We start from the raw sequence: 12785 nt of genomic DNA, 5'->3' as shown, positions 1-12785 counted from the left end.
CCGACTCGTGCCGGACGAACGATGGACAAAGTTAATGCTGCGGATGGAAATCCTGGGCAAAGCTTGTTTCATCCGCGCGCGGTGTAAAGGCGATGCCCTTGCGCGTGGCCCAGGTCGTGACCTGGTGATGAATCGGAATGAGACCGACGTCGTCGGCCAGGACCGCACTGGCTTCCTGCAGCAGCTTCAGGCGCTGGCTGTCGTCCATCGTGTTCAGCGCCTTTTCCAGAATCGCGTCCATTTTCGGATTGCAGTAAGGCCCTCTGTTGGAGCTTCCCATGCCTTTTTCGCTGTCGTAGCAGGCAGCGATCGCACGCAGAGCGGACGACGATTCTCCGGTAGCTGCTCCCCATCCATACAGACCCACCGAGTAGGCATTCTTCTTGGGCGAGGACTGGGCCGCGAATACCGCGACCGGCTGGGACTCGACACGGGTATTGACACCGATCTTCGCCCACATCTGTGCGATGGTCTGCGCAATCTTTTCGTCATTGACGTAGCGGTTGTTCGGCGTGTGCAAGGTCAGATCGAAGCCATTGGGATAACCGGCTTCCGCCAACAACTTTTTGGCGCCTTGCGGGTCGTACCTGGTTTCCTTGATCGCGGGGTTGTATCCAAAGAACCGAATCGGAACGAGGTTGCCCGCCGGTACCGCCATGCCTTGCATGACTCGGTCTCTGATCGCTTCGCGATTGACGGCCATACTGAGGGCGGCCCGCACCCGGCGATCTTTCAGGGGATTGTGTTCCAGGATCTTGCCGCTGGAATCCGTGACGTAGGGCGACTTGTCGCGCGTGGAATCCGCGAACAGATAGATCAGTCGATGCGAGATCTTTGAATAGAGTTGCAGATTGCTGTCTGTCCGCACTTTCGGCAAGTCCGCGGTCGGCACCGCCTCTATCGCCTGGACATCCCCGGCCAGAAGCGCGGCGAGACGGGTCGCATTATTCGAAATGAAACGCAGCGAGACTTTATCCCATGCGGGCTTGGGTCCCCAGTAGTTTTCATTTCGCTCCATCACGATGCGGTCGTTGCGCTGATAGCGAACAAACTTGAACGGACCGGTCCCTATCATTCCCTTGCCGCTTGCGAAGTCCTCTGACTTGAGTCCTTCCGTCGCTTTTTTCGACACGATGACCACGGCCGCCAGGTCGCGCGGAAGCAAAGGATACGGTTCGTGCGTGGTCAGCCGGATCGTGTACGGATCGACGATCTTCTTGGCGGCGATCGATCTCGTGAACATGTCATATTTTCCGAGGCTGTTCACCACGGTCGCCGGGCGATCCAGCGACCAGACCGCATCCTGCGCGGTGAATTCGGAACCGTCGTGGAACTTCACTCCCTTGCGTAACTTGAATTCCCAGGTCAAGTCGTCGATCAGTTTCCAGGATTCTGCCAGCCCGGGGACGGGCGTACTGTCCTCGTTCATTTTGACGAGCGCTTCGAACATGTGTGCCGACACGACGAAGTTTGGCGTATTGGCGTGAAAGTGAGGGTCGATCGAGGTTGGCGGCGAGCTGATCGCCATGGAAAAGTCGGTGGCATGCGTGGCCATGCTGATAGCAGCAAGACCGGCCGCAGCGGCGAAGCGCTTGAAGTGGTGCGCGACACGAGTGAGTTTCATTGTTTCTCCCATCCATGATGTACATCATCGGAGCCTATGCATTGCCATAGGTGCTTGCAGGTTCAAACGAACCTTTTGCACAAGGGGACGAGAGGGCAGCAACTGCTGCAGGCTTGCATTCGTCTCGTGGACGATCTGACGCTGATCCTTGAGTTCGTTTCCTCACTCATGCGCGCCACTTCGTTGGATCAACACCGGTAATTGCGCAGAACAAGCCGGCAACAGCAAGCAGTCCGGTTTCGAACCCGGAACGCCGCAATCCAACACGTCTCCTTGTTTTTTTTGTGATTCAGTGAGACGGATTCTAATCCCGGGAAATTTTTTTCATGAATGCCTATTCCGCCATCATTGGTGCCGGAACCGCCGCAAAATTGCTGCAATTGCACACGGTGAACGCATCCACGCTGTGCCGGCGACGCACGGCATGCCGGCTGCACCAAGGGCACTGGAAGAGACGTTTTGGAACGGGGATGGGAGTGCGAAGGCTGCGCTTCGCCAGAGACAGGAGGGAAAAATTCTGGTGGGGTTTTGGATTGAATTGCTTGCAGGGTAAAGAGCACGGTTTGGTCTTGCTCTTCATCCTGCAGGCACGATGCGGCAGAGACGCCGCAACTGCAAGCTAAGAGCGCGGCATCCTCAACGCCGACGTGATATCGGCAATCGACTCAGTGCGGAACAGCGTCCCAACGCTGGAATACAATTGCGCCGCCCGGGCTTCCTCCAGTCGCGTAGCCGCGCAGTCGAGGAACTTGATACGCCGCTCTTCCACGGTGAGGGGATTGTCGGTACAGCCCTTCGGGTATTCGGCGATCTGTTTCAATACCTCGCCGTCCTTCAACCGGATCTCGACGTAACAGTCACCGCCGAACGGCAGCTTGCGCGTGCCCTCGGTAGGATCGCGCACGAAGGTGTGCACCAGCGGCATGAGCCGCGCCACCATCGGGTCGGGTTGCGAAACGGCTTCCGGCATGAAATGGGACAAGCGCGGAATGCCGTGCACCAGCGAAACGGCCGCGCAATACGGCATGCTGAAGCGCGCCTCTTTTTCATCGAGCGGCACCTTGTACCGTACATTTTCCGTCATCACTTTTTGCATGTGAACATCGATCCGTTCGATGTCCTGCAAGGCAAACCGGTGCTTGTCGCGCAGTTCAAGCAGCGCGCCGATGCCAAGATGCGCCGATCCGCAGCACGGATAGAGCTTGGCCACCGGCGGATATTCATCAATGGCAAGCAGCGCGTCCGGAAACATCACCGGCTCGAATATATCGTCGCTACGACAACCCGCGTACAGATCCTGAAAAGACCATTTTCCCTGCAACACTTCGCGGTTCCCCTCGAATCCCTGCCGCGCCAGTTGCGCGGCCCACACGCCGCCCTCGGCCGAGAATCCGCATTGCATCGGTTTGGCTTCCGATCCGAACTGAAGCTTGCTGCCGCCGGCCTTGCTGAAGGCGAGGCTCATCGCATGTCCGGCCTGGTCGCTGTCGAGTTTCATCAATGCGGCGCACGCCGCAGCCGCGCCGATGAGCCCGATGGTCGAGATCGTGTGCCACCCCGATTCATGATGTCTCGGATTGACGAGTCTGCCGATCTGCGCGTTGACCTCCATCCCGACGATGAACGCGCGAACGATGTCGGCGCCCGGCGCATGGATTTCGTCGGCCAGTGCGAACAGGGCGGGGACCAGAATGGCGCTGGAGTGGATAACCGCCGGCAGGACGTTGTCGTCAAAGTCCAGCGCGTGGGCGGCGCAGCCGTTGACCGCAGCTGCATCGCGTGCCGAGACCGGGAACGCGTGGCGCACCGAGTTCGATCTTCTGGACGGGCCGGAGGGTTCGTCGGGTATCGTCAGCCCAAGCTTGACGACGGCGGGGTCGTCGACGGCAGCGAGAATGCAGCCGACGGTGTCGGCAATGGCGAGTTCGGCGGTCAGGATGGCCGAAGCCGGATAGCGTGCATGCATGTCCTGGTCGGCGCAAAAGTTCGCCAGGCGCCGGGTCAGCTGGATACGTTGCGGGTCGCTTGTCACGATGTCTCCTTGTTGACTGTTCGTTCGACGACAGATCTGAAAAGGCATTATCGCCAGCGTGGCAAGGCTTGCAAAATGAATATAGGTGCCGCTGCCCATTCCGATCCGGAATAGCGCGGTCGCGGTATTGCGATTCGCTTTCGATACGGCCTGCCGCAGGGAGACGCAGGTGCTTGCCAAGCCGGTGTCACACTGCCAATATTAGCAACATGAAATCACTCGACTCTTCGGCGGGCCGTCTTCACGTCAAGCTGCTCTGGCTTCCGGACGCGATGCACGGGACATTGCTGAACGCGCGCGATGTCCTGAAGACGGCATCGATAATTTACCGGCTGCAGCATCCGAAGCAGCCGAGTCCGGTCTCGTGGCAGATTGTTGCTCCCGATGGCAATCCCGTGAAGCTGCCAGGCGTGCCCAGCGAAGAACCGCGCGACGAGACCGACCAGCCCAGGCCTGAACAGACCTTGATGCTGGTTCCCGCCATTCACTGCCACAACAATCCGCACCTCGGAGAAATCACCGACGCCAATCCTCTGGCTCTGGAAATGCTCCATCAACACGCGGTCGCCGGCGGTTGGATCGCGACGGTATATACCGGGCTCGCATTCGCCGCCCGACTTGGCCTCTTGAGCGGCGAGCGGATATGCGCACCGTGGGCGTTTCAAAGCTGGTTTGCACGGACCTATCCGGGCCTCGACTTCTCCGGCACCGACCGTGTGGCAATGCATCGCAAGGTTTTCGTCAGCGTGACCATCGATGCACAGACGGACATGATGCTCGCCATCCTTGACCACCTGCTCGATACCGATCTCGCGCAAGCATGCGCCAATCTCCTTTGCTATCAGCATGAGCGCCAGGCGTCCATCCGGGACATCTCGCGCAAGAACTGGTCGCGGAAAACTTCCGACAGCCCGGTGTATCGGGCGACGCAATGGCTCAGTACGCATATCGACGAACCCTATCGCCTTGCCGCGCTGGCGGAAGCGGCGGCGACGAGCGAGCGAACCTTGTTGCGTCACTTCCAGGAAGTGACGGGCATGAGCCCGCTCGACTACCTGCACAAGCTTCGGGTCGAACGAGCGAAAATGCTGCTGGAAGTCACCCTGCAGACGGTGCACACCATCGCCCTCGCCTGCGGCTACTCCGATGTGGCTTCCTTCCGACGGCTGTTCCGCGCCGAAACCGGAATGACTCCGTACGCCTACCGGGCGCGATTCGCGCTTCGCTCGCGCCGTGTGCACTGGAAGGTCGAAGACGTTGACTGAATTCGGGCGCGGCCCGCATCATGTAGGCAAGAATTCACGCGGCGCGGGAACCTGCCAGCATCTTGCCAAGTAGCGCCCTGGAATCAGCCATACCGAAGCGCCGGCCTGCATCATGTCGGAGTTGGAGAGATGCGTCGAATTGCAGGTCGACTCGGGGCGGGAAAACAATCGCTCGGGCAATTCGGCGATAAATCGGGTCAGTCCTGCCATCAGCAAGGGAATGTCGGGCAAATATGCGCCCACCATGTCACCAATCACGTCGGAAAGCGAAAACCACGTCTTCCGGAACAGCACAAAATCCTCCCGGAATCCGGTTGCAGTCGTTAGTGCAAGCTCGTCCAGAAAATCCAGTACCCAGTCGAATCCCGGAAAGCGCCCTTGAAATGCTACCCGGTCGAGTGCCCGCTCAACCGTGCGCTCAAGTATCGGATCGTTCGCCGCGATCGTCCCGAGTGCCGCCACCGCCTTGCGAATGCGTTCCCCGTCCAACGTCAAGCCTCCGAGGAGGATGGACACAAGCGAGCCCCGGTCGGCCTTCGAGAGGCGCAGCGTCAGACTCCAGTCCAACACCGCCAGCCGTCCGTCGTCCGTCGCGAACAGGTTTCCCGCATGGAGATCGGCGTGAAACGTAGCTGACTGCGCGACACTCCAGAACGGCTGCGCCACCAAGGTGGAAACAAGGGTCGATGCCAGGTCGGCGCGGCGCAGCCTGGATAGCCGTGCGTCGGTCACTTTTACGCCGAAAATCCGTTCCATCGCGGTCACTCGCGGCGTGCACCACGGCAGCAGGCGGGGTACAAGGATGCGCGGATCGTGCGCATAGAATGCGCGTGCCGCGCGCATGTTGAGCTGCTCAACCCGCAAGTGGATTTCATTGGTCAGCAGTTTGCGCACGCTGTCGAGGGTACGCCGATAGTCCAGGGCGGGCAGGCCCAAACTCCGGCCACGCTCTTCCAGAAACGTTCCCAACGCACCCCACACCGCGATCTCTTCGTCGAACTTCTGCTCGATCCCCGCTTTGAGCACCTTGAACACGCCGTCGCGCACCTGCCCGTTTTCCCTGTAGGTGAACGGCACAATCACCGCGACGCTGCCCTCGGCCAGGGCCTCCTGCGCAATGATCACCGGCGGATCATTGGACAGTTCATCGTGAAGCCGGGCCAGAACCGGCTCCATTGGCGTGGTGGGCGGCATCGACTCCAGCTTCTGCAATTGGAACCGCAGCTCCTCGGGAAGCCGCCGGTTGCGCGCCAGCACCTGCCCCAGCTTGTGTAAGGTGGGGCACTGCACGAGCAGTGCCGCCAGACGAATCGGTGCATCGGCGCGCGCGGGAAGCGCCAACTGGCGCGCCAATATTTCTTCCTGTCGATGGGCCGGCAAATTCCCGAGAAAGAATGCCATGCCGTCGACCAGCAGTGGCCGCCATGGCGCGAGCGATGAAGGGAGCAATTGGTGCAAGCCGATCGATTCGAGCAATTCGTCGTGCAGCATGATGCCTCCTTCATGCTGGCTCCGGGAGTCCCCGCGGGTACTGTAACCGCTCACTCCCAATTCTAGTCCGGTCAGCGGTCGCACTTGATGTGCCCGGCCAGCATCCGGGCATCTGTCGGCAGGTAGCCGAATGTATCGTAGTGTGTTCGAGGTAAACAGTTGTAATTGTTGCAGAGAGACGACGGCGATCCGAGTAAAGTGGCTCCGTCAGTTCCCTCCCTACTGATGAAAGTCTTGCCCGCAGCCGCATGGTTCGCGGGCTTTTTTTGCGCTCATCGACACGCGTTGCCGAACCCCTCACCGGTATCCGCTGAAATGGGTTCTAGGAGCGCTCCGGAACATCGTCTTGCGATGCCCAACGATGACAACAATTCAAACAAGCATAGTCGGGGACCGCCCCGCCAATTGGCTGGATCACGCAGCCGGCCAAAACCACCTCGCCACGTCGCGAAGCTTTCCAGGTTTCATCGTCAGGATCACCCCAGACAAGAGGAACGCCTGCATATTGACTGCAAGATGGGCACTGATCTTTTTTTCCTTGCACCATAGCCTTTTATAACTTCTACTCTCAGACGCGTCATAGCGAGCCGACTAGCGAGATTACCACTCTTCCGTCATTTTGCGCTGCGGGCGCCCGACAAGCCCGGCGTGTTGATGACCCCAGATTGCAAGGGTGATGTTGTGCTGCATTCGGTAGCAACAATTTCCGACCCTAGGAAACAAATCCTCACCGCCCCTCATTCACAGCCATGAGCAAAGGTCCGCCCTTCATGTCGGCATCCAACTCCTCCAAGCAATCACTGGCTCACTGCTGCCCTATCAGACAGTCGAGTTTGGAGAAGTCATCGCGTTAATCGCTTGACGCTTCATCAGACGTCATCTTCGCGCCACTTTTCATTCGTCTTTTATAGTTACGTTACATCATCGCTTCTTGAGATCAAGTCGGCCCGATGCCGAAAGGCAAGCGGGCTTTTTTGTACACCTCGCCGCAGTTCGGTTGAAGCTACGCCATACGATTTGTCATCACGCGGTAATTTCTCCTGAGCAGAATCCTGCCTGTCTATTTAGTTGCCATTAACTTGTAGGCGTCAAAGAAACCGTATCTACCTGGGAAACTCCACAATGAAAAAATCGCTTCTCGCCATTGCTGTATTTGGCGTATTCGCAGGCGCCGCTTCGGCGCAGACAAACGTGACGATTTATGGCGTCGCCGACGCAGGCATTCGCTATCGCGACAACGGTGCATCGACGAACAGCAAGACATGGGGCCTCGACAGTGGCCTGCAGTCCGGCAGCCGCATCGGCTTCAAAGGCAGCGAAGACCTCGGCGGCGGCCTGTCCGCCCTCTTCACTTTGGAAACCGGATTCAATATTGACGATGGCTCGCTGGGCCAAGGCATTGCCGCCAGTACGAGCACGCCGGCGCTGACTCGGCTGTTTGGTCGCCAGGCGTTCGTCGGTCTGTCCGGCCGTTTTGGCGCCGTCAAGCTCGGCCGCCAGTATGCCCCCATTCGCGTCGCCCTCGAAAGCATCGATCCCTTTGGCCTCGGGGGTGCGGGCAATGCTGCCAACGTATTCAATGTGCATGGCGAGCGCACTGACAATACGCTGAACTATACGACTGCGAATATCGGCGGCTTCTCAGGCCAGCTTGCATACAGCTTCGGCGAGATCGCAGGTGACAATTCGGCCGGCCGTCAAATCGGTGTGTCGGGCGGCTACGCCAACGGCCCGCTCAACATCGTCGTCGCTTATCACAAGCAAAACCTGCTTGGCGGCGGTACCGCGACCGCGTTTCCGGCAACTCCGGCTGGCGACGCGAAAACCACCATGCTGGGCGGTACCTATGATTTCGGTGTCGCGAAACTGCATGCCGCGTATTCCCGGACCAAGGGAGAAAGCGCCGCAGGCGTAACCAATCTTGATCGTGATGACGCAATGATCGGCGTTAGCGCACCGGTTGGCGCAGGCACGATCCTGGCTTCGTACATCCTGCGTCGCGACGATATCGCCGGTACCGGCGGTACCAGCCGCGACGCCAATCAGATCGCACTGGGCTACCTCCACAACCTGTCCAAGCGCACGAACCTGTACACCATGTATGCTCGCACCACGAATGACGCGGGCGCCACATTGAACGGTGCAGCGTCCGCAGGCGCTGATCCCTCAACCTTCATGGTCGGTGTCCGCCACCGCTTCTAAGGTGCCGCGGGCATGCGCCCGCTGCGAATACAAAAGGCGCGCTGTTCAAAACGGCGCGCCTTTTTTCATGCAAGTCGCAGCACACCTTGTTATAAGAATGCCATTCGCAAGGTGCTATCGGAACGTTGAGACGGATGCCAGTATGCGAGACAGCAGCCGATACGGAATCGAAGTTTGAACGCCAGACACCTGATTCGTCCAGATCAAAGATCCATCCTCATGTGACCCGATGCGCCCGACGCGGAACATCAGAACATGTCGTCAATACCTGTGAGAGATGCATTCATTCAAGAATGCGGGCAGGCGGAGGCGGGGTGGTCGGTACACCACCCCGCTTCTGTGCGGACCTGGTGGCGTACCTGCCTGCCGTCATGCATATCGTTTGCATGTACAGCAGTTGGAAGAGATCATACAAGCGCATTGTTACCGCGACATGACCTCATGCAGGCCGCAGAAAATAATCTTCATCGGGTATTCAATGATCGGACGGTTTCTCGCCGCATGCGAAGCGCAAAACGTCTTCCTGCGACCGAGGTCGCCGGAAGGCGCTTGCATCAAGGAGGTACTGGATTACCAGATGGTTTTGCCAGCCTGGTCCTTCAGCTGCGTTTTCCACGCATCTTCCACCAGCTTGACCACGGCTGCCGGCATCGCAACATAGTCCAGCTCAGCAGCCATTGCGCCACCGTTCTTGTACGCCCAGTCGAAGAACTTGAGCGCTTCTTTCGCCTTCGCCGCATCCGCTTGCGCCTTGTGCATCAAAATGAAAGATGCGCCGGTAATCGGCCAGCTGGCCTTGCCGGGCTGATTCGTCAATACAACCGCGAAGCCCGGCGTTTTCGTCCACTCGGCGCCGGCAGCGGCGGCCTTGAATGTCGCGTCGTCCGGTTGCACAAACTGGCCATCCAGATTCTGCAATTGCGTATGCTGCATATTGTTTTTCTTTGCGTATGCATATTCAACATAGCCGATCGATGCCTTGATCCGCTGAACGTTTGCCGCGACGCCTTCGTTGCCTTTCCCGCCTACGCCAACCGGCCATTTCACCGCGGTGCCGGAGCCAACGGTGTTCTTGAAGTCAGTGCTGGACTTGCTCAGGAAGTCGGTCCACAGAAAGGATGTGCCGGAACCATCGGCGCGATGGACCACCGCGATGTCATCGGTCGGCAGCTTTACGCCCGGGTTAAGCGCAACGATGTCGGGATGAGCCCACTTCGTGATCTTGCCCAGGTAAATGTCTGCTATGACGCGCCCTGTCAATTTTAGCTGCCCCGGTTTGATCCCTTCCAGGTTTACTACCGGGACAACCCCGCCCATGATCGCCGGGAACTGCATCAAGCCGTCTTTCTCAAGATCCTCGGCGTGCAAGGGCATGTCTGACGCTCCGAAATCCACCGTCTTTGCCTTGATCTGCTTGATGCCACCACCCGAACCGATCGACTGGTAGTTCAGTCCAGTGCCGCTTGCACTTTTATAGGTAGCAGCCCATTTTGCATAGATCGGATAAGGGAAGGTGGCGCCCGCGCCGGTAATATCGCCGGCGAGAGCATTCGACAACGTCAGCGCCACTCCGAAAGCGGCAAGTGTGGATTTGAAAAGCACATTCATTCGCAGAACTCCTAAAAAAATATACGAGTGGAAGGATCTCCACTCTAGCGAGTGAATATGACAAGCCGGTGACGCGGCAGAACCAAGATCCGATTGAATGCGGCGTCGATATTCCGCAATTCGCAACAGCACGAATTCCTTGCGCGGCGTGATAGAAAGCTCGACGGCGTGAGGTCAAGCTCCGCGTTATCTGGAGAGCGCTGATCGCGCACCTCGCCCTCCCTCCCCTTTCCAAGCGCGGCACGCCGGCAAGACACCGATGTCACTCTCACGTCACACTGGCTGACTATCATTTTTACGCGAGCCGCATCCGGACAAGCTGGTGCGCTCGTTTCTGATGCTTGATATGCACGCTGAATGCTGCTTGCCGCATGACGAGCGAGCAGATTGCGTGCCTTCACCGACAAACAATCAAAGGAAAAAAAACGATGAGCACGTCTCTCGATCTTTCACGTCGCCGCATTCTCAAAGCCTTGTCCGGCGCCCCGCTCTTGCCGCTTGCGGCTGGCAGTGGCACGTCCTTTCTCCTGGCCGCCTGCGGTGGCAGCTCGGCAGCGATCGCGTCGACAGATCTTGCTTCTGTGACGTTCAGCGCGGCATCGTTCAACGGCATGGCTGCGCCGACGCTGGCAAATGCCGCCGCCATGGCGACGACCACCGTTGCCTCAAGCTTGACGGCCAGCTACAGCGATGGCACGAAGCAAAATTATGCGCTGGCATATGAGACGTTTTTCATCACTGGCGGGCAAGTGCCGAACGGGACGGGCGGAACGACACTGAGCGGCGGTTACTATGACATCAATAATCAGCCGATCGCGGACAAGTCGGCTGCTGGCAATCCGCAGTTTTATTCGGACTGCCCTGACGGATCGTCCCTGCTGACTCTTTCCAATCCCGCGGTCGCAGGCGTCAGCGGCAACACGGTATTCGCCGTCGTGCAGTTCGAATACACCAGCCGCGACGCAGCCGGCAACTCGATGTACGGCCGCCTGCCATCGCCGATCGCGGTGCTGACACTGGATCAGAACAAGACGACCGGCAGACTCAGTCTGGTGAAGTACTCGAACGTTGACACCAGCGCGGTCCATGGCCTGTGGATCACCTGCGGCGCAAGCCGCTCCCCGTGGAATACTCATCTCTCCAGCGAGGAGTATGAACCGGATGCGACTGCGATCGCGACGAACGCGCAATTCCAGGCGTTCAGTCAAAACCTGTACGGCGACCCGACCCGGGCAAACCCGTATCACTACGGGCATCTGCCGGAGGTGACCGTCAATCCCGACGGCACCGGCAGCATCAGGAAACACTATTGCCTGGGACGTATCTCGCATGAGCTGGTGCAGGTCATGCCGGATGAGCGCACCGTGCTGATGGGCGACGACGCGACCAACGGCGGCCTGTTCATGTTCATCGCAGACGCTGCCCGTGATCTGAGCAGCGGCACCTTGTATGTCGCGAAGTGGAATCAAAAGACTGCCGAAAACGGCGGCTCGGCCGATCTCGGCTGGATCAAATTGGGCAAGGCGACCAGCGCCGAGATCAAGACATTGGCCGATACCCTGGGCGCTGCCGATATCCTTGACGTCAAGACCGCGGATCCTTCGGATGCGAGCTACACGAGGATTGCGTTCAGCGGGAAGAGCAACTGGGTCAAATTCATGCCGGGCAAGGAAAAAGCCGCCGCCTTCCTCGAAACCCATCGCTACGCCGCATTCAAGGGCGGCAGCCTGGGTTTCACCAAGATGGAGGGCACCACCGTCAATGCAAGAGACAAGATCGCCTATCTGGCAATGAGCTATATACAGGCGGCAATGAAAAACGGCTCGGGCGGCATCTCGGTGCAAGGCCCGAACGCCGGCGCCATCTATGCGTTGAACCTGAAGGGCGGGCAGACTGACGATACGGGCGCGGCGATCGACAGCCAATGGGTGCCGGTGGACATGGCAGCGCTCCTGCTTGGCGAAGACCTTTCGGCGCCTGATGCGCTCGGCAATCTTGCCAATCCGGACAAGATCGCCAATCCGGACAACATCAAGTTTTCAGAAAAGCTGCGCACACTCTTCATCGGCGAAGACAGCGGCCTGCATGTCAACAACTTCCTGTGGGCCTACAACGTGGACACGAAGCTTCTTTCGCGCGTGATGTCGTGCCCGGCCGGCGCCGAATCGACCGGTCTGCACGCAGTGGACGACATCAACGGTTTCGCCTACATCATGAGCAACTTCCAGCACCCCGGCGATTGGGAACTGACCAGGGATGCAAACGGCAATGTCACCGGCGGCCTGCATTCGAAGGTCTATGCAACGCTAGACCCGCTCGAAAAGCAGAACTATCGCAATCTGCAAGGTGCTGCCGTCGGATACCTGACCGGGTTGCCGACCTTGGGATAAACCCAAAACTCATCGCGAGCGGCAGAACCCATACGGAATCTCCCCGCACGGGTTCTCTGTTCTCATGCAGTGTGAATTGCCGGCACAAGCTCTCCCAGGCATGCCCCGAAAACGGAAGAACCGACATGCGCGCGTGATGCTCCGATTGCCGGAATCGATATTTTCTGTATCGA

The 12785-nt window shown here is 58.8% G+C and carries 8 protein-coding genes; 4 read left to right on the top strand and 4 right to left on the bottom strand.

Annotation, left to right across the window (positions count from 1 at the left end; all coding sequences use genetic code 11):
• Positions 1–31 precede the first annotated feature (31 nt).
• Complete coding sequence (locus VJ651_RS14450; protein ID WP_349254715.1) at positions 32–1624, bottom strand: ABC transporter substrate-binding protein; 1593 nt, start codon at positions 1622–1624, stop codon at positions 32–34.
• A gap of 326 nt (positions 1625–1950) precedes the next feature.
• Here VJ651_RS14450 and VJ651_RS14445 point away from each other — a divergent pair, with 326 nt between their 5' ends.
• Complete coding sequence (locus VJ651_RS14445; protein WP_324108126.1) at positions 1951–2247, top strand: hypothetical protein; 297 nt, start codon at positions 1951–1953, stop codon at positions 2245–2247.
• Here the strand turns inward: VJ651_RS14445 and VJ651_RS14440 are convergent.
• Complete coding sequence (locus VJ651_RS14440) at positions 2244–3656, bottom strand: MmgE/PrpD family protein (protein WP_324108125.1); 1413 nt, start codon at positions 3654–3656, stop codon at positions 2244–2246. The genes VJ651_RS14445 and VJ651_RS14440 overlap by 4 nt on opposite strands.
• A 209-nt stretch (positions 3657–3865) precedes the next feature.
• Here VJ651_RS14440 and VJ651_RS14435 point away from each other — a divergent pair, with 209 nt between their 5' ends.
• Entirely contained in the window at positions 3866–4921 is a 1056-nt protein-coding gene (locus VJ651_RS14435) for a GlxA family transcriptional regulator (RefSeq protein WP_324108124.1), read from the top strand.
• An 18-nt stretch (positions 4922–4939) separates the two neighbouring features.
• Here the strand turns inward: VJ651_RS14435 and VJ651_RS14430 are convergent, their stop codons facing one another.
• Positions 4940–6496: an AarF/UbiB family protein gene (locus VJ651_RS14430; protein WP_324108123.1), complete on the bottom strand. Its 1557-nt coding sequence runs from the start codon at positions 6494–6496 to the stop codon at positions 4940–4942.
• A gap of 1038 nt (positions 6497–7534) precedes the next feature.
• Here VJ651_RS14430 and VJ651_RS14425 point away from each other — a divergent pair.
• Positions 7535–8614, top strand: coding sequence for a porin (locus tag VJ651_RS14425; RefSeq protein ID WP_324108122.1), 1080 nt, complete (start codon positions 7535–7537; stop codon positions 8612–8614).
• Positions 8615–9184: 570 nt separating this feature from the next.
• On the opposite strand, the gene pstS is transcribed toward VJ651_RS14425, so the two are convergent.
• Positions 9185–10222: a phosphate ABC transporter substrate-binding protein PstS gene (gene pstS / locus VJ651_RS14420; protein WP_324108121.1), complete on the bottom strand. Its 1038-nt coding sequence runs from the start codon at positions 10220–10222 to the stop codon at positions 9185–9187.
• Between the two features lie 428 nt (positions 10223–10650).
• Here pstS and VJ651_RS14415 point away from each other — a divergent pair, with 428 nt between their 5' ends.
• Positions 10651–12612 carry a PhoX family protein gene (locus tag VJ651_RS14415; RefSeq protein WP_324108120.1) on the top strand — a complete coding sequence of 654 codons (1962 nt, stop codon included), beginning with the start codon at positions 10651–10653 and terminating at the stop codon, positions 12610–12612.
• The last annotated feature ends 173 nt before the right edge of the window (positions 12613–12785 follow it).

The sequence above is a fragment of the Noviherbaspirillum sp. genome (genome assembly GCF_035254865.1).
Lineage (GTDB): Bacteria > Pseudomonadota > Gammaproteobacteria > Burkholderiales > Burkholderiaceae_D > Noviherbaspirillum.
This window is presented reverse-complemented; position numbering and strand designations above follow the sequence as displayed.

Excerpts from the sequence above, each read along its gene's own strand:
- VJ651_RS14450 (WP_349254715.1), bottom strand. The coding sequence starts at position 1,624 with ATGAAACTCACTCGTGTCGCGCACCACTTCAAGCGCTTCGCCGCTGCG.
- VJ651_RS14445 (WP_324108126.1), top strand. The coding sequence starts at position 1,951 with ATGAATGCCTATTCCGCCATCATTGGTGCCGGAACCGCCGCAAAATTG.
- VJ651_RS14435 (WP_324108124.1), top strand. The coding sequence starts at position 3,866 with ATGAAATCACTCGACTCTTCGGCGGGCCGTCTTCACGTCAAGCTGCTC.
- VJ651_RS14425 (WP_324108122.1), top strand. The coding sequence starts at position 7,535 with ATGAAAAAATCGCTTCTCGCCATTGCTGTATTTGGCGTATTCGCAGGC.
- pstS (WP_324108121.1), bottom strand. The coding sequence starts at position 10,222 with ATGAATGTGCTTTTCAAATCCACACTTGCCGCTTTCGGAGTGGCGCTG.
- VJ651_RS14415 (WP_324108120.1), top strand. The coding sequence starts at position 10,651 with ATGAGCACGTCTCTCGATCTTTCACGTCGCCGCATTCTCAAAGCCTTG.